General features: G+C 55.4%; 20 protein-coding genes and 2 tRNA genes. 12 read left to right on the top strand and 10 right to left on the bottom strand.

Translation table 11 applies throughout. The features are described 5' to 3' along the window. Positions 1-11 precede the first annotated feature (11 nt). Both tsaE and nnr read right to left on the bottom strand, forming a co-directional pair. Complete coding sequence (gene tsaE / locus ETG88_RS14925; protein WP_129035675.1) at positions 12-473, bottom strand: tRNA (adenosine(37)-N6)-threonylcarbamoyltransferase complex ATPase subunit type 1 TsaE; 462 nt, start codon at positions 471-473, stop codon at positions 12-14. Further along, positions 466-1992 carry a bifunctional ADP-dependent NAD(P)H-hydrate dehydratase/NAD(P)H-hydrate epimerase gene (nnr, locus tag ETG88_RS14920; protein ID WP_129035674.1) on the bottom strand — a complete coding sequence of 509 codons (1527 nt, stop codon included), beginning with the start codon at positions 1990-1992 and terminating at the stop codon, positions 466-468. The genes tsaE and nnr overlap by 8 nt, the downstream gene beginning before the upstream one ends. Between nnr and queG the strand changes: the two genes are divergently transcribed. Beyond that, positions 1991-3130 carry a tRNA epoxyqueuosine(34) reductase QueG gene (queG, locus tag ETG88_RS14915; protein ID WP_129035673.1) on the top strand — a complete coding sequence of 380 codons (1140 nt, stop codon included), beginning with the start codon at positions 1991-1993 and terminating at the stop codon, positions 3128-3130. The two genes, nnr and queG, sit on opposite strands and share 2 nt — an antisense overlap. Positions 3131-3400: 270 nt before the next feature. Here the strand turns inward: queG and ETG88_RS14910 are convergent. The 3 genes from ETG88_RS14910 to orn all read right to left on the bottom strand — a co-directional run bounded on the left by ETG88_RS14910 (position 3401) and on the right by orn (position 4323). Continuing rightward, positions 3401-3476 (bottom strand) — tRNA-Gly (locus ETG88_RS14910). A gap of 37 nt (positions 3477-3513) precedes the next feature. Continuing rightward, positions 3514-3589, bottom strand: a tRNA-Gly gene (locus ETG88_RS14905). A 188-nt stretch (positions 3590-3777) separates the two neighbouring features. After that, positions 3778-4323 (bottom strand): oligoribonuclease, encoded by a 546-nt coding sequence (orn, locus tag ETG88_RS14900; RefSeq protein ID WP_100777902.1) that lies wholly within the window; start codon positions 4321-4323, stop codon positions 3778-3780. A 107-nt stretch (positions 4324-4430) separates the two neighbouring features. Here orn and rsgA point away from each other — a divergent pair, with 107 nt between their 5' ends. The 3 genes from rsgA to mscM all read left to right on the top strand — a co-directional run bounded on the left by rsgA (position 4431) and on the right by mscM (position 9878). Beyond that, a complete protein-coding gene (gene rsgA, locus ETG88_RS14895; protein WP_102104432.1) occupies positions 4431-5483 on the top strand; it encodes a small ribosomal subunit biogenesis GTPase RsgA in 1053 nt (350 codons plus the stop codon). 97 nt (positions 5484-5580) lie between these two features. Beyond that, positions 5581-6549, top strand: coding sequence for an archaetidylserine decarboxylase (gene asd, locus ETG88_RS14890; protein WP_129035672.1), 969 nt, complete (start codon positions 5581-5583; stop codon positions 6547-6549). Between the two features lie 17 nt (positions 6550-6566). Continuing rightward, positions 6567-9878 carry a miniconductance mechanosensitive channel MscM gene (gene mscM, locus ETG88_RS14885; RefSeq protein ID WP_102104430.1) on the top strand — a complete coding sequence of 1104 codons (3312 nt, stop codon included), beginning with the start codon at positions 6567-6569 and terminating at the stop codon, positions 9876-9878. Between the two features lie 93 nt (positions 9879-9971). Here the strand turns inward: mscM and epmA are convergent, their stop codons facing one another. After that, positions 9972-10949: an elongation factor P--(R)-beta-lysine ligase gene (gene epmA / locus ETG88_RS14880; protein ID WP_100777906.1), complete on the bottom strand. Its 978-nt coding sequence runs from the start codon at positions 10947-10949 to the stop codon at positions 9972-9974. A gap of 308 nt (positions 10950-11257) precedes the next feature. Here epmA and frdA point away from each other — a divergent pair, with 308 nt between their 5' ends. From frdA to ETG88_RS14850, 6 genes are all read left to right on the top strand, one after another. Further along, positions 11258-13048: a fumarate reductase (quinol) flavoprotein subunit gene (gene frdA / locus ETG88_RS14875; RefSeq protein WP_129035671.1), complete on the top strand. Its 1791-nt coding sequence runs from the start codon at positions 11258-11260 to the stop codon at positions 13046-13048. After that, positions 13041-13775 (top strand): succinate dehydrogenase/fumarate reductase iron-sulfur subunit, encoded by a 735-nt coding sequence (locus ETG88_RS14870; RefSeq protein ID WP_095280467.1) that lies wholly within the window; start codon positions 13041-13043, stop codon positions 13773-13775. Before frdA ends, ETG88_RS14870 begins: the two co-directional genes overlap by 8 nt. A 10-nt stretch (positions 13776-13785) precedes the next feature. After that, positions 13786-14181, top strand: coding sequence for a fumarate reductase subunit FrdC (gene frdC, locus ETG88_RS14865; protein ID WP_100777909.1), 396 nt, complete (start codon positions 13786-13788; stop codon positions 14179-14181). A gap of 10 nt (positions 14182-14191) precedes the next feature. After that, the gene (frdD, locus tag ETG88_RS14860; protein ID WP_129035670.1) at positions 14192-14551 is read left to right on the top strand and encodes a fumarate reductase subunit FrdD; all 360 of its coding nucleotides are present in this window, start codon (positions 14192-14194) and stop codon (positions 14549-14551) included. A 60-nt stretch (positions 14552-14611) separates the two neighbouring features. Next, positions 14612-15754, top strand: a complete 1143-nt coding sequence (gene ampC, locus ETG88_RS14855) for a CMY2/MIR/ACT/EC family class C beta-lactamase (RefSeq protein ID WP_129035669.1) — start codon at positions 14612-14614, stop codon at positions 15752-15754. Positions 15755-15817: 63 nt separating this feature from the next. Further along, the gene (locus ETG88_RS14850; protein ID WP_100777911.1) at positions 15818-16348 is read left to right on the top strand and encodes a lipocalin family protein; all 531 of its coding nucleotides are present in this window, start codon (positions 15818-15820) and stop codon (positions 16346-16348) included. Here ETG88_RS14850 and sugE read toward each other — a convergent pair. Further along, the gene (gene sugE, locus ETG88_RS14845) at positions 16345-16662 is read right to left on the bottom strand and encodes a quaternary ammonium compound efflux SMR transporter SugE (RefSeq protein ID WP_100777912.1); all 318 of its coding nucleotides are present in this window, start codon (positions 16660-16662) and stop codon (positions 16345-16347) included. The two genes, ETG88_RS14850 and sugE, sit on opposite strands and share 4 nt — an antisense overlap. A 263-nt stretch (positions 16663-16925) precedes the next feature. On the opposite strand from sugE, the gene ETG88_RS14840 reads away from it, so the two are divergent. Beyond that, positions 16926-17525 carry a LuxR C-terminal-related transcriptional regulator gene (locus ETG88_RS14840; protein WP_129035771.1) on the top strand — a complete coding sequence of 200 codons (600 nt, stop codon included), beginning with the start codon at positions 16926-16928 and terminating at the stop codon, positions 17523-17525. 40 nt (positions 17526-17565) lie between these two features. On the opposite strand, the gene ecnB is transcribed toward ETG88_RS14840, so the two are convergent. From ecnB to efp, 3 genes are all read right to left on the bottom strand, one after another. Next, entirely contained in the window at positions 17566-17712 is a 147-nt protein-coding gene (gene ecnB / locus ETG88_RS14835) for a lipoprotein toxin entericidin B (RefSeq protein WP_100777913.1), read from the bottom strand. A gap of 110 nt (positions 17713-17822) precedes the next feature. Further along, a complete protein-coding gene (locus ETG88_RS14830) occupies positions 17823-17954 on the bottom strand; it encodes an entericidin A/B family lipoprotein (protein ID WP_100777914.1) in 132 nt (43 codons plus the stop codon). A gap of 58 nt (positions 17955-18012) precedes the next feature. Then, complete coding sequence (gene efp / locus ETG88_RS14825; protein ID WP_095280459.1) at positions 18013-18579, bottom strand: elongation factor P; 567 nt, start codon at positions 18577-18579, stop codon at positions 18013-18015. A 41-nt stretch (positions 18580-18620) separates the two neighbouring features. On the opposite strand from efp, the gene epmB reads away from it, so the two are divergent. Next, a complete protein-coding gene (gene epmB / locus ETG88_RS14820; protein WP_129035668.1) occupies positions 18621-19649 on the top strand; it encodes an EF-P beta-lysylation protein EpmB in 1029 nt (342 codons plus the stop codon). Positions 19650-19661 lie beyond the last annotated feature (12 nt).

The raw sequence follows: 19661 nt of genomic DNA, 5'->3' as shown, positions 1-19661 counted from the left end.
TATCCCTTCATTCAGCTGGCAAAACGAGCCAGCAAGGAACAGCCTGATGAGGAAACTGCACTGATGCGTGCCTCACGCCCTTGCGCCTGGTAATCTAAGTGAATTTCGACATCCGGGTCAGGCAACACACCCGCACCTTGTTGCGGCCACTCCACCAGGCAAATGGCATCGTTGGCGAAATAGTCACGGATACCCATAAATTCCAGCTCCTCTGGGTCCGCAAGACGGTAAAGATCAAAGTGATATACCATCAGATTGTCGAGCGTATAGGGTTCGACCAGGGTATAGGTCGGGCTTTTCACATTCCCTTTGTGGCCTAGCGCCTGTAAAAAACCCCGGCTGAAGGTGGTTTTACCCGCGCCCAAATCACCGTACAGATAGATGACGGTGGCACCGTCACAGGCCAGTGCCAGGCGCTTGCCGAGATCCAAAGTTGCCTGCTCGTCGGGTAAAGCAATCACACGATTAGTCATTTTCTACGTCAATCACATCCGGGTTAACAACACGCCGCAGCGTGTCAAAAAGATCGGTGGCCAGCATGCCGCGCGTTCCGTACTGCGCCGCCACTCTGTCAGCGGCGGCACCGTGCGCCACGCAGCCTGCAATAGCTGCATCATAAGGGGTAAGTTTCTGTCCAAGCAACGCGCTGATAATGCCGGAGAGCACATCACCCATTCCGCCACTTGCCATTCCCGCATTGCCCGCGTCGATAATGCCCAACGCGCCAGATTCACAGGCCACTATCGTGCCTGCCCCTTTCAGAACCGCAACACCCCCATAACGTTTTACCAGACGCTGCGCAGAAAGTAAGCGATCGCTTTCAATTTCTGCGACGCTGCAGTTAAGCAGCCGCGCGGCTTCGCCGGGGTGTGGCGTCAGGATGCGATTGTGACGTTTATCAGGATTGATTGCCAGAAGGTTCAGCGCGTCGGCATCCCACAGCATCGGTTTACGGCAATTCTCGACTTTCTGTAGCGCTTTTTTGCCCCAATCCTGTTGACCCAGCCCCGGGCCTATCGCCACCACGTCCGCCCAGGCCAGGCTCTCTTCAAGAGAGTGCGGCGTGAGTTCGCTGACCATCAATTCAGGGCGAGCGGTAATTAACGGCGGGATGTTTTCGTTGCGAGTGAGCACTCGCACCAGACCCGCGCCCGCCCGCAGAGCGGCCTCTCCGGTCATGCGAATCGCCCCTGCCGTGCCGTGATCGCCACCGATGATCACCAGTTTCCCGTGATCGCCTTTGTGGGACGTCGGACGGCGCGGCGGCAGCCACTGCGCAAGCTGGGAAGCATCAAAACGGGAAAGCGACGTCTCCTGGCCCGCAAGCCAGCTATCCAGGCCGAGCGCATGATGGTGAAGCGTCCCCACCACATCGCGCGCTTTGCCGGTCAACAATCCAGGTTTAAGGGCGATAAAGGTCACGGTAGCCGTGGCGTGAATCACCGCGCCGGGCGTCGCGCCCGTTTGCGCCAGCAGGCCCGAAGGAATATCCAGGGCGATTACGGGAGCGGGATGGGTGTTGGCATGTTCAATCAGTGTCGCAACGTTGTCGCGCGGAGTCTGGTTCAGCCCTGTACCGAGTAAACCATCAATAATCAGATCGATACCCTCTGGCCAGACGATATCCGAAGCATGGATCACGCCACCGGCGTTCAGCCAGGCATCCCGGGCTTCGCTCGCCTCTTCTGGCAACGGTTTGTCGCTCTCCAGTGCCAGCAGGGTCACATTCAGGCCAGCGGCGGCGGCCAGTCGGGCCACAACGTAGCCATCGCCGCCGTTATTGCCGTGTCCGCAAAGAATCAACCAATGAGTGGCGTGCGGATAGGTTTCACGCGCAACGCGAAACGCCGCTTCGCCCGCGCGAAGCATTAGTTCATACAGGGAAATGCCCAGGCTATCTGCCGCCTCTTTTTCAGCGCGTCGCAGGTCATCCGCAGGCCAAATGGAATGTGGTATACTTGCGGGGATTTTCTTCACCGTATGGTCCGTCATGTCACAGCCCCTCGATCTCAATCAATTAGCGCAAAACATTAAACAATGGGGCGCTGAGCTTGGCTTTCAGAAAGTCGGTATCACCGATACTGATCTTTCCGCGAGCGAGCCAAAACTACAGGCCTGGCTGGACAAACAATACCACGGCGAAATGGAGTGGATGGCGCGTCACGGGATGATGCGCGCCCGGCCCCACGAGCTTTTACCGGGTACCCTGCGCGTCATTAGCGTTCGCATGAACTACCTCCCCGCTAACGCGGCGTTTGCCCGCACGCTGAAAGATCCCTCCCTGGGTTACGTCAGCCGATATGCGCTTGGGCGTGATTATCATAAGCTTCTGCGTAACCGCTTAAAAAAACTCGGGGAAACTATCCAGCAGCACTGCGGCTCGCTGAATTTTAGACCTTTTGTCGACTCTGCGCCTATTCTTGAGCGCCCTATCGCTGAAAAAGCCGGGCTTGGCTGGACAGGTAAGCACTCACTTATTCTCAGCCGCGACGCAGGCTCATTCTTCTTTCTCGGTGAATTGCTGATTGATTTGCCGCTGCCGGTCGACGGCCCGGTCGAAGAAGGGTGTGGTCGCTGCGTGGCGTGCATGACCATCTGTCCGACGGGAGCGATTGTCGAGCCTTACACTGTGGATGCACGCCGCTGCATCTCGTATCTCACCATCGAACTCGAAGGGGCGATCCCCGAAGAGTTCCGCCCGCTGATTGGCAATCGAATTTATGGCTGTGACGACTGTCAGCTCATCTGCCCCTGGAATCGCTACTCGCAACTCACGGATGAAGACGATTTTAGTCCGCGTAAAGCGTTACATGCGCCGAAACTGACGGAGCTGTTTGCCTGGGACGAACCGTATTTCCTCAGGATCACCGAAGGTTCGGCGATTCGACGTATCGGCCATCTGCGCTGGCTGAGAAATATTGCCGTTGCGCTGGGAAATGCTCCCTGGGACGAGGCCAATATTCTGGCGCTTGAAAAGCGCAGAGGTGAGCACCCACTTCTCGACGAACACATAGAATGGGCGATTGCGCAGCAAATTGAGAAGCGAAACGCCTGTGTAGTCGACGTGCAATTACCTCAGAAAAAACGTCTGGTGAGAGTGATCGAAAAGGGGCTTGTGCGCGACGCCTGAACTATTCACAGCCTGTGAATAAAATCATGAAGTCAGCAACCATCGGGCTTTGCAGAGAGGTCAAGAGATCTCAATAACATTTTGAAATGATATTTTTATCTTTATATTCAATTAGTTATGAATATACCGTTCACCCTGCGAAGGTTTTTGGGCTTTTAGCAAAATAGTGGGATCTGTGGATAACTCTGTTCACAAGAGTTTGTCAGAAACAAAAGAAAGCGTCCCCAACGAAGCACTTCGCTGTGGATAAACTGGGTATGAAGAAGAATTTGGAGCGGGAAACGAGACTCGAACTCGCGACCCCGACCTTGGCAAGGTCGTGCTCTACCAACTGAGCTATTCCCGCTTGGGTGGTGCGTACATCTTGCGATACTTTTCAAATTTGGAGCGGGAAACGAGACTCGAACTCGCGACCCCGACCTTGGCAAGGTCGTGCTCTACCAACTGAGCTATTCCCGCAAAAATTTGTTGCTGTCGTAACGTGTAATTCTCTGTCGTTACGGGAGGCGCATTATACGAGAAATCCTTTTAGCTGCAACCCCCCTGAAAGCGATTTTTTTGAAATCCTGTTCAAGTGCCTAATTAATCGGCAAGCTGCACAATTTAACGGCAAAAACCCGGCTGCGCAAGCGCGCCGGGCAGCAAACTTACAACTTAATAAAGTTTTCGCGGTAATACGCCAGCTCAGCCACCGACTCACGAATATCGTCCATCGCCTGATGGGTGCCCTGCTTTTTGAAGCCATCCAGAATTTCCGGTTTCCAGCGACGCGCCAGCTCTTTCAGGGTGCTCACATCCAGATAACGGTAATGGAAATAGGCTTCAAGCTCCGGCATGTACTTAAACAGGAAGCGGCGATCCTGCCCGATGCTGTTACCGCAGATCGGTGATTTACCCGCAGGCACCCACTGTTTCAGAAACTCAATGGTCGCCAGCTCCGCGTCGCGATCGCCCTGGGTGCTGGCTTTCACACGCTCTACCAGTCCGCTGCCGGTATGGGTACGCACGTTCCAGTCGTCCATCAGCGCCAGCTGTTCGTCAGACTGATGTACCGCAATGGTCGGGCCTTCCGCCAGAATGTTCAGGTTGGCATCGGTCACCAGCGTTGCGATCTCAATGATGCGATCGCGCTCGGGATCCAGACCGGTCATTTCAAGATCAATCCAAATCAGGTTGTTTTCATCCGCGCTCATGTTATTTTCCACCCTTCTCGCATAACCGGCAGTAGCAGGTTAACTAGTATTAATTAGTGTGTATCATAGAGGTTTTGCCCGATACGGGCGACCAGGAGTCAGCACGATTGAGTAAAAATAAACTCTCCAAAGGGCAACAGCGCCGTGTGAGTGCCAACCATCAGCGCCGTCTTAAGACCACTTCGGAGAAACCCGATTACGACGACAACCTGTTTGGTGAAACGACCGAAGGCATGGTAATCAGCCGTTTCGGCATGCACGCCGATGTGGAAGCCGCCGACGGTAGCGTCCACCGCTGCAACATTCGTCGCACCATCCGTTCACTGGTGACCGGTGACCGCGTGGTATGGCGTCCAGGCAAAGCGGCGTCCGAAGGTGTCAACGTAAAAGGGATCGTCGAAGCGGTTCATGAGCGCACGTCCGTTCTGACACGCCCCGACTTCTACGATGGCGTTAAACCGATCGCTGCCAACATCAATCAGATCGTGATTGTATCGGCGATCTTACCCGAGCTTTCGCTCAATATTATCGACCGCTATCTCGTGGCCTGCGAAACGCTGGACGTTGAGCCGCTGATCGTGCTCAACAAAATCGATCTGCTGGATGACGAGGGAATGGCATTTGTGAACGAACAAATGGACATCTACCGTGATATTGGCTATCGCGTGCTGATGGTCTCCAGCCACAAGAAAGATGGCCTGAAACCGCTTGAAGAGGCGCTCACCGACCGCATCAGCATCTTTGCGGGCCAGTCTGGCGTGGGGAAATCCAGCCTGTTAAACAATCTTCTGGGGCTGCAGGAAGAGATCTTGACCAACGATGTGTCCGACAACTCCGGGCTGGGTCAGCACACCACCACGGCCTCGCGCCTGTACCACTTCCCACACGGCGGCGATGTCATTGACTCCCCAGGGGTGCGTGAATTTGGTTTGTGGCACCTTGAGCCGGAACAAATCTTCAATGGATTTGTCGAATTCCATGACTATTTAGGCGCTTGCAAATACCGCGACTGTAAACACGACAACGACCCTGGCTGCGCCATTCGTGAAGCGGTTGAAAACGGGAAAATTGCCGAAACCCGTTTCTACAACTACCACCGCATCCTCGAAAGCATGGACCAGGTAAAAACGCGTAAAAACTTTTCTGATTCTGATAACTGACAACTAAGCTAAGCGTCGCTAAAATCGTCCCCTTTTTTCAGGTTCCGGCGCTGTGAAGCCGGATCAGGAACGACAAAACAATGGCCTGGAGGCTACCTTGTTAAACTCATTCAAACTTTCGCTTCAATACATTCTGCCTAAACTATGGCTCACCCGCCTGGCGGGCTGGGGCGCGAGCAAACGAGCGGGCTGGCTGACTAAGCTGGTTATCGATCTGTTCGTTAAATACTACAAGGTCGACATGAAAGAGGCGCAGAAGCCGGACACCGCCAGCTACCGCACCTTTAACGATTTCTTTGTCCGCCCATTGCGTGATGACGTTCGTCCGCTGAACACCGACCCGAATGTGCTGGTGATGCCGGCAGACGGCGTGATAAGCCAGCTTGGCAAAATCGAAGAAGACAAAATCCTGCAGGCCAAAGGCCACGACTACAGCATGGAAGCCCTGCTGGCAGGTAACTACCTGATGGCAGACCTGTTCCGCAACGGCTCATTTGTCACCACCTACCTCTCGCCGCGCGACTATCACCGCGTACACATGCCGTGCAACGGTATCCTGCGTGAGATGATCTACGTGCCGGGCGATCTGTTCTCCGTGAACCATTTGACGGCGCAAAACGTCCCGAACCTGTTCGCCCGTAACGAGCGCGTCATCTGCCTGTTTGATACTGAATTTGGTCCCATGGCGCAGATTCTGGTGGGTGCTACCATTGTTGGCAGCATCGAAACCGTCTGGGCTGGCACCATCACGCCGCCACGCGAAGGTGTAATCAAACGCTGGACATGGCCGGCTGGCGAAAACGAAGGCTCGATTGCCCTGCTGAAAGGCCAGGAGATGGGTCGCTTCAAACTGGGTTCTACCGTGATCAACCTGTTCGCGCCGGGTAAAGTGAATCTGGTGGATTCTCTGCAAAGCCTGTCCGTGACCAAAATTGGTCAGCCGCTGGCTATCTCGACGGAAACCTTCGTGACACCAGAAGTCGAGCCTGCGCCACTGGCAGAAGAAGAGATTAAAGCCAAACACGACGCCAGCCCGCTGGTTGACGACAAGAACGACCAAGGCTAACCAAAGGGGTTACTGAAGTGCGCCCGATTATCATTTTTCTGATGGCCTGGTGCCTCAGTACAGGGGCGTACGCAGCGACAGCCCCTGATGCCAAACAGATCTCTCAGGAACTGGAGCAGGCAAAGGCGGCCAAACCCGCCCAGCCGGAAGCCGTTGAGCAGCTCCAGGCCGCGCTGAACGCGCTTGAGGAACGTAAAGGTTCCCTCGAGCGCGCAGAGCAATATCAGCAGGTTATCGATAACTTTCCCAAACTCTCCCAAACGCTCCGCTCGCAGCTGAATAATTTACGCGATGAGCCGCGTAACGTTCCGTCGGGCATGACGACGGACGCCCTGAATCAGGAAATCCTGCAGGTCAGCAGCCAGCTGCTGGAGAAAAGCCGTCAGGCGCAGCAGGAGCAAGAGCGGGCGCGTGAAATCGCAGATTCGCTCAGCCAATTGCCCCAACAGCAAACCGATGCTCGCCGCCAGCTGAACGAAGTCGAGCGTCGTATCGGCACCCAGCCCGGTAATAATCCGCAAAATCTCAGCCTGCAGGCCGAATCGGCCAAACTGAAAGCCCTGGTCGATGAGCTTGAGCTGGCCCAGTTGTCTGCCAATAACCGTCAGGAACTGGCGCGAATGCGTTCCGAACTGGCGCAGAAACAGGGCCAGCAGCTCGATACCTATCTGCAAGCCCTGCGAAATCAGCTTAACAGCCAGCGTCAGCGCGAGGCAGAACGCGCGCTGGAGAGCACCGAACTGCTGGCAGAAAACAGCGAAAATCTCCCGGCGGGGATCGTGGCGCAGTTCAAGATTAACCGCGAGCTGTCCGCAGCCCTGAACCAGCAGGCCCAGCGTATGGATCTGGTGGCCTCGCAGCAACGCCAGGCCACCAATCAGACGTTACAGGTGCGTCAGGCGCTGAACACCCTGCGCGAACAGTCCCAGTGGCTGGGCTCATCGAATCTACTTGGCGAAGCCTTACGCGCTCAGGTAGCGCGTCTGCCGGAGATGCCTAAGCCGCAGCAGTTGGACACGGAAATGGCGCAGCTGCGCGTCCAGCGTTTGCGTTATGAAGACCTTCTCAACAAACAGTCTCAAGTCCGTCAGCAGCATCAGGCCGATGGCGAGCCGTTAACCAGCGAAGAGAACCGCATTCTCGACGCTCAGCTGCGCACTCAGCGCGAGTTGCTGAACTCTCTGCTGCAGGGCGGCGACACGCTGATTCTGGAACTGACCAAGCTGAAAGTCTCCAACAGCCAGCTGGAAGACGCGCTGAAAGAGGTGAACGAAGCCACGCACCGCTATCTGTTCTGGACCTCCGACGTGCGGCCGATGAGCATCTCCTGGCCGATTGACCTTGTGCAAGACCTGCGCCGCCTGATTTCGCTGGATACTTTTGGTCAGTTGGGCAAAGCGGGCGTGATGATCCTCACCAGCAAAGAGACGATTTTCCCGCTGCTCGGCGCGCTGATTCTGGTTGGTTTTAGCATTTACTCGCGCAGGCACTTCACCCGTTTCCTGGAGCGTTCCAGCGCCCGGGTGGGGAAAGTGACGCAGGACCACTTCTGGCTCACGCTGCGCACCGTGTTTTGGTCGATTCTGGTGGCGTCCCCGCTGCCGGTGCTGTGGATGACGCTGGGCTATGGCCTGCGAGAAGCCTGGCCGTATCCGCTCGCCGTAGCGATTGGCGATGGCGTGACGGCCACGGTGCCGTTGCTGTGGGTGGTGATGATTTGCGCGACCTTTGCCCGGCCAAACGGGCTGTTTATCGCCCACTTCGCCTGGCCGCGCCAGCGCGTAACGCGGGCGATGCGCTATTACCTGATGAGTATCGGGCTTATCGTGCCGCTGATTATGGCGCTCATTATGTTCGATAATCTCAACGACCGTGAGTTTTCCGGCTCCCTCGGACGTCTGTGCTTTATGCTGATCTGCGGCGCGCTGGCGATGGTAACCCTGAGCCTGAAACGAGCCGGGATTCCGCTGTATGTCGACAAAACCGGCAGCGGCGAAAACATGGTGAACCGCATGCTGTGGAACCTGCTGCTCAGCGCTCCGCTGGCGGCGATTCTTGCCGCAGCAGTCGGGTATCTGGCAACCGCCCAGGCTCTGCTTGCCCGTCTGGAAACGTCGGTGGCGATCTGGTTCCTGCTGCTGGTCGTGTATCACATTATCCGCCGCTGGATGCTGATTCAGCGTCGCCGTCTGGCGTTTGACCGCGCCAAACATCGTCGCGCCGAAATCCTCGCCCAGCGTGCGCGTGGCGAAGACGATCCGCACAGCACCAGCAGCACTGAAGGCACAACGGAAGTGGACGAGGTTGAACTGGATCTGGATGCCATCAGTACCCAGTCCCTGCGCCTGGTGCGCTCCATCCTGATGCTCATCGCGCTGCTGTCGGTGATTGTACTGTGGTCGGAGATCCACTCGGCGTTTGGCTTCCTTGAGAACATCTCTCTGTGGGATGCCACATCTACGGTGCAGGGCGTCGAAAGCCTTGAGCCGATTACGCTGGGTGCGGTGTTGATTGCGATTCTGGTGCTGATCATTACCACCCAACTGGTGCGTAACTTCCCTGCTCTGCTGGAGCTGGCGCTGTTACAGCATCTGGATCTCACCCCCGGCACCGGATATGCCATCACTACGATTACCAAATACCTGATTCTGCTGTTTGGCGGGCTGGTCGGCTTCTCGATGATTGGGATTGAGTGGTCCAAGCTGCAATGGCTGGTCGCGGCACTGGGTGTCGGCCTGGGCTTTGGTTTGCAGGAGATCTTCGCTAACTTCATCTCCGGCCTGATCATCCTGTTCGAAAAACCCATCCGCATTGGCGATACCGTGACGATCCGCGATCTGACCGGGAGCATCACCAAGATCAACACCCGTGCGACTACCATCAGCGACTGGGATCGCAAAGAGATCATCGTGCCGAATAAGGCGTTTATCACCGAGCAGTTTATCAACTGGTCGCTGTCCGACTCCGTCACGCGTGTGGTGCTGACCGTTCCGGCGCCATCAGATGCTAACAGCGAAGAGGTGACGCAGATTCTGTACACCGCTGCCGAGCGCTGTTCGCTGGTGATCGATAACCCGGCACCGGAAGTGTTCCTGGTCGATTTGCAGCAGGGGATTCAAATTTTCGAACTGCGTATCTACGCCGCCGAGATGGGCCACCGTATGCCGCTGCGTCATGAAATCCACCAGCTGATTCTGGCCGGGTTCCGCGAGCACGGTATTGATATGCCATTCCCACCGTTCCAAATGCGTCTGGAAACACTCGATGGGCGTAAAACGGGAAGAACGTTGACGTCTGCGGCGCGCAAGCGCCCGGCGGGAAGTTTGTAGGGTGAGTTGGGTCTGATGCACTCACCCGCCCTCTCTCTCAGGAGAAGGGCACAAATTAAAAAACCCTCTCTCGAGAGGGTTTTTGCTGCTTATCTAGGCACGATCAACTGTAAACGCAATCACATCGCCTAATTGCTCGGCACCGAGCGCCAGCATCACCAGACGATCCACGCCCAATGCTACGCCGGAGCAGTCCGGCAGACCGGCTTTTAATGCTTCCAGCAGATGGGTATCAATCGGCTGCTGCGGCAGGCCGCGCGCGGTACGCTTGCGGTTATCCTGTTCGAAGCGCTGCTGCTGTTCGCGGGCATCGGTCAGCTCGTGGAAACCATTCGCCAGTTCCATGCCTTTGTAATAGACCTCAAAACGCTCGGCGACGCGGTGATCTTCGGTGCTGATTTGCGCCAGCGACGCCTGACTTGCCGGGAAGTGATAGACAAAGGTCGGGCGGTCTTTACCAATCTGCGGCTCTACGCCAAAGGTGAACAGCAGTTGCAGCAAGGTATCGCGATCTTCTTCTGTATCCGCGACGTTGCTCAGATCCAGCTTCGCCGCCACTTCACGCAGCTGCGTTTTGTCCGCGGACAGGGGATCGATTTCCAGATGACGCTGGAAAGCCTGCTGATAAGAGAGCGTCTCAGCACCGGCGCACTCCAGCACCTGTTGCAGAAGATCGTCCACTTCGTTCATCAGACGGTACATGTCGTAATGCGGGCGATACCACTCCAGCATGGTGAACTCTGGGTTGTGGTGGCGCCCCATCTCTTCATTGCGGAAGCTGCGGCACAGCTGATACACCGGGCCACAGCCCGCCGCCAGCAGGCGCTTCATGTGATATTCCGGGCTGGTCATCAGGTACAGATTCATCCCCTGAGAATGACCAGGACCGACAAAACGGGTTTCAAACGGGACCAGATGAATATCTGTTACCGTCGCCTGACTCATGCACGGCGTTTCCACCTCAAGTACACCACGGTCAGCAAAGAAACGGCGAATTTCTGCCATAATTGCTGCACGTTTTAACAGGTTAGGGATGGTTGCGCTCGGCTGCCAGGTGGCCGTTTCGCTCATGGGAATTTTCTCCGGATTCAGACAAGGGCACGAAGTCTACTCGTTAGCGGGGAGAGAGACAAATTTTGCACAGTAAATTTTCTCGATTCAGCAATCCGCTAAATTCCGTGACGCAATCCATCAATTACGGTGATAAATCCCAGGACTTAACAGCAAAAAAATCGAACGCGTCAAATTTCCCCCACATCCATACGGTTATACTGTTTTACCCATAAAGGAGCAGTGGAAACGCATTCGCAACCGCCCTTGCGGCAAGTGAAACCTGTCAGGTCACACGTTGCGAAAAAACAAAAATCTGGAGGAATGTCGTGCAAACTTTTCAAGCCGATCTTGTCGTTATAGGTGCTGGCGGCGCAGGATTACGGGCTGCGATTGCTGCAGCACAAGCGAATCCAACCGCTAAAATCGCACTGATTTCAAAAGTCTATCCGATGCGCAGCCACACGGTTGCCGCAGAAGGAGGGTCCGCCGCCGTAGCGCAGGATCATGACAGCTTCGAATACCATTTCCACGACACGGTTGCAGGGGGCGACTGGCTTTGCGAACAGGACGTCGTTGACTACTTTGTCCATCACTGCCCGACGGAAATGACCCAGCTGGAGCAGTGGGGCTGCCCGTGGAGTCGCCGTCCGGACGGTAGCGTTAACGTGCGCCGCTTCGGCGGAATGAAAATCGAACGCACCTGGTTTGCCGCCGATAAAACCGGCTTCCACATGCTCCACACCCTGTTCCAGACCTCCCTTCAGTTCCCTCAAATTCAACGTTTTGACGAACACTTCGTCCTCGACATTCTGGTTGACGACGGTCATGCCCGTGGTCTGGTGGCGATGAACATGATGGAAGGCACGCTGATTCAGATTCGCGCCAATGCGGTAGTGATGGCGACGGGCGGTGCAGGCCGCGTCTATCGCTACAATACCAACGGCGGGATCGTCACCGGTGATGGCATGGGCATGGCGCTTAGCCACGGCATTCCGCTGCGCGACATGGAGTTCGTGCAGTACCACCCAACCGGTCTGCCGGGTTCCGGCATTTTGATGACAGAAGGCTGCCGTGGTGAAGGCGGTATTCTGGTCAACAAAGATGGCTATCGCTATCTGCAGGATTACGGCATGGGCCCGGAAACACCGCTCGGTGAGCCGAAAAACAAATACATGGAACTCGGTCCGCGCGACAAAGTTTCTCAGGCGTTCTGGCACGAATGGCGCAAAGGTAACACCATCTCCACGCCGCGCGGCGATGTGGTCTATCTCGACCTGCGCCATCTGGGCGAGAAGAAATTACTGGAGCGTCTGCCGTTCATCTGCGAACTGGCGAAAGCCTACGTCGGCGTTGACCCGGTGAAAGAACCGATCCCAGTGCGTCCAACGGCGCACTACACCATGGGCGGTATCGAAACCGATCAGCAGTGCGAAACGCGCATCAAAGGGCTGTTTGCCGTCGGGGAGTGCTCTTCCGTCGGCCTGCACGGTGCCAACCGCCTCGGCTCTAACTCGCTGGCAGAACTGGTGGTGTTTGGTCGTATGGCAGGTGAGCGTGCGATGGAGCGTGCTGCTACCGCCGGTGAAGCCAACAGCGCCGCGCTGGACGCGCAGGTAGTGGATGTCGAAAAACGCCTGAAAGCGCTGGTTAACCAGGAAGGGACGGAAAACTGGGCGAAAATCCGCGACGAAATGGGACTCTCCATGGAAGAAGGCTGCGGCATCTACCGTACGCCGGAGCTGATGCAGAAAACCGTCGATAAGCTGGCGGAACTGCAGGAGCGCTTCAAACGCGTGCGCATTACCGATACCTCCAGCGTGTTTAACACCGACCTGCTCTACACCATCGAGCTGGGCCACGGCCTGAACGTTGCCGAATGTATGGCGCACTCCGCCCTGGCGCGTAAAGAGTCGCGCGGCGCGCATCAGCGTCTGGACGAAGGCTGTACCGAACGCGACGACGTGAATTTCCTCAAGCATACCCTCGCTTATCGCGACGCGGACGGTACCACTCGTCTGGATTACAGCGACGTGAAAATTACCACGCTGCCACCAGCAAAACGCGTGTATGGGGCAGAAGCGGAAGCAGCCGATAAGAAGGAGAAGGCGAATGGCTGAGATGCAGACGTTGAAAATTGAAGTGGTGCGCTACAACCCGGAAGTGGACGCCGCACCGCACAGCGCGTTCTACGACGTGCCTTTTGATGAGCAGACCTCCCTGCTGGATGCGCTCGGGTACATCAAAGATAACCTCGCACCCGACCTCAGCTATCGCTGGTCCTGCCGCATGGCTATCTGCGGCTCCTGCGGCATGATGGTCAACAAAGTGCCGAAACTGGCCTGTAAAACCTTCCTGCGCGAGTACACCAAGGGCATGAAGGTTGAAGCGCTGGGTAACTTCCCGATTGAACGCGATCTGGTGGTCGATATGACCCACTTTATCGAAAGTCTGGAAGCGATTAAGCCGTATATTATTGGCAACCCGCGCACGCCGGATCAGGGTCCAAACACCCAAACCCCGGCGCAGATGGCGAAATACCATCAGTTCTCCGGCTGCATCAACTGCGGTCTGTGCTACGCCGCCTGCCCGCAGTTCGGCCTGAATCCGGAGTTTATCGGCCCGGCCGCCATCACGCTGGCACACCGTTATAACGAAGACAGCCGCGACCACGGGAAGAAAGAACGTATGGCGCAGCTGAACAGCCAGAACGGCGTGTGGAGTTGCACTTTTGTGGGCTATTGCTCGGAAGTGTGTCCGAAGCATGTCGACCCGGCCGCCGCTATTCAGCAGGGTAAAGTGGAAAGCTCGAAAGACTTTCTTATCGCTACCCTGAAACCACGCTAAGGAGTGCATGATGACGACTAAACGCAAAGCCTACGTGCGGCCAATGCCAGCCACCTGGTGGAAGAAACTGCCGTTTTATCGCTTCTATATGCTGCGTGAAGGCACGGCGGTTCCCGCGGTCTGGTTCAGCCTTGAACTGATGTACGGCCTTTTCGCGCTGAAGCATGGCCCGGAAACCTGGGCCAGTTTTGTGGGCTTCCTGCAAAACCCGATCGTGGTGATCCTGAACCTGATCGTGCTCGCCGCCGCGCTGCTGCATACGAAAACCTGGTTTGAGCTGGCGCCGAAAGCAGCAAACATCATCGTGAAAGGCGAGAAAATGGGACCGGAGCCTGTCATTAAAGGGCTTTGGGCGGTGACTGCAGTGGTGACTGTGGTCGTTCTGTTTGTGGCACTGTTCTGGTAAGGAGGCCTGAGTGATTAATCCCAATCCAAAACGTTCTGACGAGCCGGTATTCTGGGGCCTGTTCGGTGCAGGCGGCATGTGGGGCGCCATCGTCGCACCGGTCATCATCCTGCTGGTAGCGATCTTGCTGCCACTGGGGCTGTTCCCTGGCGATGCGCTGGGCTACGACCGCGTGTTTGCGTTCGCCAGCAGCTTTATTGGCCGTGTGTTTATCTTCCTGATGATTGTTCTGCCGCTCTGGCTGGGGCTGCATCGCATCCACCACGCCATGCATGACCTGAAAATCCACGTGCCTAACGGCAAGTGGGTGTTCTACGGTCTGGCGACCATTCTGACGGTTGTCACCCTGGTTGCTATCGTCACAATTTGATATTGTGCGTCTTCATCCGGCCCGCCCTTCCGGCGGGCTTTTTTTATGGAAGATGCTCAGATGAAAAAATCACTTTGCTGTGCGTTACTGCTCAGCGCGTCATTCTCAACGCTCGCGGCACCCGTGACAGACAAACAGCTGGCCGACATCGTTAACCGCACCATTGCCCCGCTCATGCAGGAGCAGGCTATCCCCGGCATGGCGGTCGCGGTGATTTACCAGGGCAAACCTCACTTCTTCACTTGGGGTAAAGCCGATATCACCGCAAACCGCCCCGTCACTCAGCAAACCTTGTTTGAACTGGGTTCCGTGAGCAAAACCTTCACCGGTGTGCTGGGCGGCGATGCCATCGCGCGCGGCGAAATTCGCCTGAGCGATCCTGTGACAAAATACTGGCCTGAGCTGACGGGTAAGCAGTGGCAGCACATTAACCTGCTTCATCTGGCGACCTACACGGCGGGTGGTTTGCCGTTGCAGGTGCCTGATGAAGTAACCGATCGGGCTGCCTTGCTGAAGTTCTATCAAGACTGGCAGCCACAGTGGGCGCCCGGCGAAAAGCGTCTTTACGCGAACGCCAGCATTGGCCTGTTTGGTTCGCTTGCGGTCAAACCTTCCGGTATGAGCTTTGAACAAGCCATGACCACGCGCGTACTCCAGCCGCTGAAACTCAATCACACCTGGCTGACCGTGCCTGAGAGCGAACAGCAGCATTACGCCTGGGGCTATCGCGACGGCAAAGCGGTTCACGTTTCGCCGGGCCAGTTGGATGCAGAAGCCTACGGCGTTAAAACCACAATTGAGGATATGGCGAGCTGGGTGCAGGCCAACATGAATCCGACAACCGTAAGCGATCAAAAACTGCAGCAGGGGATTACGCTTGCTCAATCGCGCTACTGGCAGATCGGTGAGATGTATCAGGGCTTAGGCTGGGAAATGCTGAACTGGCCGGTGAAGGCGAAAACGGTGGTGACCGGCAGCGATAATAAAGTGGCACTGGCACCGGTCACTGCAGTGGAAATTAATCCGCCTGCGCCTGCCGTGAAAGCATCATGGGTACATAAAACCGGATCTACCGGCGGATTTGGTAGCTACGTGGCCTTTATTCCGGAAAAAGATCTCGGCATCGTGATGCTGGCGAATAAAAGCTATCCCAACCCAGCTCGTGTAGATGCCGCGTTCCGTATTCTGGACGCGCTCCGGTAACCTTTTGTCCCGCATTTTCCTTGCTGTCATCTACACTTAACAAAAAACAGCAAGGAAACTTCTATGCGCATTTTGCCTGTTATCGCCGCGGTGACAGCCGCGTTTTTAGTTGTGGCCTGTAGTTCCCCTACCCCGCCGAATGGCGTCACCGTAGTGAATAACTTTGATGCACAGCGTTATCTCGGTACCTGGTATGAAATCGCCCGTCTCGATCACCGCTTTGAGCGCGGGTTACAGCGCGTCACCGCAACCTACAGCACCATGGATGACGGTGGCATTCAGGTCATTAATAAGGGATATAATCCAGAGCGTGGGATGTGGCAGCAGACGATCGGCAAAGCCTACTTTACCGGCGACCCGAGCAGAGCCGCGCTGAAAGTGTCGTTCTTTGGTCCGTTCTACGGCGGCTATAACGTGATTGCGCTGGACCGGGAATATCGCCATGCGCTGGTCTGCGGGCCGGATCGCGACTATCTGTGGATACTCTCACGCACACCGACCATTTCTGACGAAATGAAAAAGCAAATGCTCGATGTCGCGACCCGACAAGGGTTTGATGTGTCGAAATTAATCTGGGTTGAACAGCCGCATTAATGGGTGCTGAGTTTCAACCCAATAATCCCCGCGACGATTAACGCGAGGCTGGCGATTCGCGCCGGACTCGCGGATTCCCCCAGCAGCAGAATGCCGGTAATTGCCGCACCGACTGCGCCAATCCCCGTCCACACGGCATAGGCTGTCCCCACGGGCAGCGTGCGCATCGCCCAAGAGAGCAGTGCAATACTGACAATCATCGCGGTGACGGTAATGATGCTGGGCGTGAGGCGAGTAAAACCGTGGGTGTATTTCAGGCCAATGGCCCACACCACTTCCAGCAAACCGGCGATCAAGAGAATTATCCAGGACATATCAGGCTCCTTAACTTAAATAACAGTCTGGGGCCGTCCCCGGTGAGAGAAGCGCTTGCAGGTCGTCCCGCAAGGCTGAGTTGAGAGGCCTATTCTGCGCAAGATGTGATTTTTTTTCAATCTGTTTGCTGAATGTAAGTAAAAGCCTGAAATAGCCTCAGTATGCAACGGAGTTCCATCATTTATCACTCATCGGACTTCCCTATGATGGTGTGCTTTCTGATGGCAGAAAGCCGAACCCGTTGCCTGATGCGAAAAAAAACATGTTTAAAATTCTCTTGATTGACCGTTGTCACTTCACCCGCTCAGGGTTTGCAGCATGGCTCAATCATTCAGGTCTGTTCCCCGGCTCTTTTATGGTCACCGGCGTTAACAACCTGTTCCTTGCCAGGGAACATATCCTGCAATGGAACCCTACGCTGATTATTGCTGACTTAAATAGTTTTACTCAGGATATGGGTGATATCCAGCAACTCTCCTCGCTGCTCATTGCCAGCGAGACGCGGCCTTTTATTTTGCTGCAATCCAGCGAAAAAACGGACATGTCGCAATATATAAAAAAGTTCCCGCTGTGGGCCTCGCTGTGTAAAAACACGCCGCTCTACACGCTGGCGACGGTGATTAATGACGCCCTGAGTTCCTGTGCCAGCTATGAGATACCGCAAATTGCGACGCCGCTCCTGACACGACAGGAAGAGAAAGTATTAGCACTGTGGATGGAAGGCGCGAGCAATCAGAAAATTGCCGGTAAGCTGAGTATTAACAGTAAGACGGTTTACACCTACAAACGGAACATCCGTATGAAGCTGCATATGGATACGCGGTTTTCACCGTTTTTGACACTTCAGGACGTTGCAAGCTGACGGTACGGTGGCAGTTCCGTACCGTCCGTTAACACCGCTATTAATTCTGTGCTTTCGTTGCTGCACCAGAAATAGCGTTACCGCCGCTTTGGATATCTTCACCCACGCCACGCGTGGTGTTGCATGCGGTTAATACTGAGGAAAGCACCAGTACAGAAAAGATCGCTGCAATTGTTTTCTTAACCATAATATATCTTCCTTTTATAGCCAATGTTATTTGTGTATAGCCACTTAAGGATAGACAAAATCCCGCCGGTCGACGGAAAAGGACGTATTTTTTCGGAGTTTTAGAAGTGATTAGCTGGCCGCGTGGGAAATAACATGGCCCAGATCTTTAATATCCTCGCCGACACCACGTGCGGTGTTGCACCCGGAAAGGATCGCGCTGGAGAGCACCAGCATCAGCAGAATTTTAACGGTACGTTTCATCATCCCTGCCTGAATCAATCAGGCGCAGCAGACGCTGCGCCTCAATCATTTACATGAATTACTTCACGCGGGATACGTATTCGCCAGAGCGAGTATCCACTTTGATCACTTCGCCAATCTGAACGAATAGTGGAACTTTAACCACTGCGCCAGTGGACAGCGTTGCTGGCTTGCCGCCAGTCCCTGCGGTATCACCTTTCAGGCCTGGATCGGTTTCAATGATTTCCAGCTCAACGAAGTTAGGCGGAGTCACGCTGATAGGCTGACCGTTCCACAGGGTCACGATGCATTCAGCCTGATCCAGCAGCCATTTCGCGTTGTCACCAACGGCTTTCTCATCAGCAGCCAACTGCTCGAAAGTTTCGTTGTTCATGAAGTGATAGAACTCGCCGTCGTTGTACAGGAAGGTCAGGTTCATATCGACCACGTCAGCGCCTTCAGCGGAGTCGGTGGATTTGAAGGTTTTCTCAACACGGGTACCGGTCAGCAGGCGACGCAGCTTAACGCGCGCAAATGCCTGGCCTTTACCTGGTTTAACGAATTCGCTGGCTTCAACCGCATACGGTTCGCCGTCCATCATGATTTTAAGACCAGCACGAAAATCGTTGCTATAGTAAGTCGCCATAAGGCCCTCTGAAAATTGTTAACTGGTAGCTAAGCCACAAAATGGCGCATATTGTAACCCTAAATACCCCGTCCAGAGAAGATTGGTTATCGCAACTTGCCGATGTAATCACCAGTCCTGATGAACTGCTGCGTCTATTGAATATAGACACAGATGAAAATTTGCTCGCCGGTCGTGAAGCAAAACGCCTCTTTGCCCTGCGCGTGCCGCGTGCGTTTGTCGCGCGTATGGAGAAAGGCAATCCCGACGATCCGCTTCTGAAACAGGTACTTACCTCGCAGGATGAGTTCGTGACAGCACCGGGCTATAGCACCGATCCGCTGGAAGAACAGAACAGCGTGGTGCCGGGCCTACTGCATAAATACCTCAACCGCGCGCTGCTGCTGGTGAAAGGTGGCTGTGCGGTAAATTGTCGCTATTGCTTCCGTCGCCACTTCCCGTATGCCGAAAATCAGGGCAATAAACGCAACTGGCAGGTGGCACTGGACTATATTGCCGCCCATCCGGAGCTGGATGAGATCATCTTTTCCGGTGGCGATCCGCTGATGGCGAAGGATCATGAGCTGGACTGGCTGCTCACGCAACTCGAAGCGATCCCGCACATCAAACGGTTACGCATTCACAGTCGTCTGCCGATTGTGATCCCCGCGCGCATTACGGATACCCTGGTTTCGCGCTTCGAACAGTCGCGAATGCAAATCCTGCTGGTGAATCATATTAACCACGCCAACGAGATCGACGACGCTTTTCGTTCGGCGATGGTTCGTCTGCGCCAGGCTGGCGTGACCTTGTTAAACCAGAGCGTGCTGTTGCGCGGCGTGAATGATAACGCACGTGCGCTCGCCGATCTGAGCAATGCGCTGTTTGATGCGTCGGTTATGCCCTATTACCTGCATGTGCTGGACCGCGTTCAGGGTGCGGCGCATTTCATGGTGAGCGATGAGGAAGCCCGGCAGATTATGCGGGAGCTGCTGACGCTGGTATCAGGCTATATGGTGCCGAAACTGGCGCGAGAAATTGGTGGTGAGCCGAGCAAAACGCCACTGGATTTGCAGCTACGTCAGTCGTAAAAAGCGGATGGT

It is taken from the genome of Lelliottia nimipressuralis, assembly GCF_004115925.1.
Lineage (GTDB): Bacteria > Pseudomonadota > Gammaproteobacteria > Enterobacterales > Enterobacteriaceae > Enterobacter > Enterobacter nimipressuralis.
The sequence above is the reverse complement of the archived record's forward strand: the minus strand, read 5'-3'. Positions and strand labels throughout refer to the sequence as shown.

Excerpts from the sequence above, each read along its gene's own strand:
- epmA (WP_100777906.1), bottom strand. The coding sequence starts at position 10,949 with ATGAGCGAAACGGCCACCTGGCAGCCGAGCGCAACCATCCCTAACCTG.
- ETG88_RS14850 (WP_100777911.1), top strand. The coding sequence starts at position 15,818 with ATGCGCATTTTGCCTGTTATCGCCGCGGTGACAGCCGCGTTTTTAGTT.
- nnr (WP_129035674.1), bottom strand. The coding sequence starts at position 1,992 with ATGACGGACCATACGGTGAAGAAAATCCCCGCAAGTATACCACATTCC.
- epmB (WP_129035668.1), top strand. The coding sequence starts at position 18,621 with ATGGCGCATATTGTAACCCTAAATACCCCGTCCAGAGAAGATTGGTTA.
- orn (WP_100777902.1), bottom strand. The coding sequence starts at position 4,323 with ATGAGCGCGGATGAAAACAACCTGATTTGGATTGATCTTGAAATGACC.
- ETG88_RS14870 (WP_095280467.1), top strand. The coding sequence starts at position 13,041 with ATGGCTGAGATGCAGACGTTGAAAATTGAAGTGGTGCGCTACAACCCG.
- tsaE (WP_129035675.1), bottom strand. The coding sequence starts at position 473 with ATGACTAATCGTGTGATTGCTTTACCCGACGAGCAGGCAACTTTGGAT.
- ampC (WP_129035669.1), top strand. The coding sequence starts at position 14,612 with ATGAAAAAATCACTTTGCTGTGCGTTACTGCTCAGCGCGTCATTCTCA.
- frdC (WP_100777909.1), top strand. The coding sequence starts at position 13,786 with ATGACGACTAAACGCAAAGCCTACGTGCGGCCAATGCCAGCCACCTGG.
- sugE (WP_100777912.1), bottom strand. The coding sequence starts at position 16,662 with ATGTCCTGGATAATTCTCTTGATCGCCGGTTTGCTGGAAGTGGTGTGG.
- ETG88_RS14830 (WP_100777914.1), bottom strand. The coding sequence starts at position 17,954 with ATGAAACGTACCGTTAAAATTCTGCTGATGCTGGTGCTCTCCAGCGCG.
- queG (WP_129035673.1), top strand. The coding sequence starts at position 1,991 with ATGTCACAGCCCCTCGATCTCAATCAATTAGCGCAAAACATTAAACAA.
- ecnB (WP_100777913.1), bottom strand. The coding sequence starts at position 17,712 with ATGGTTAAGAAAACAATTGCAGCGATCTTTTCTGTACTGGTGCTTTCC.
- ETG88_RS14840 (WP_129035771.1), top strand. The coding sequence starts at position 16,926 with ATGTTTAAAATTCTCTTGATTGACCGTTGTCACTTCACCCGCTCAGGG.
- efp (WP_095280459.1), bottom strand. The coding sequence starts at position 18,579 with ATGGCGACTTACTATAGCAACGATTTTCGTGCTGGTCTTAAAATCATG.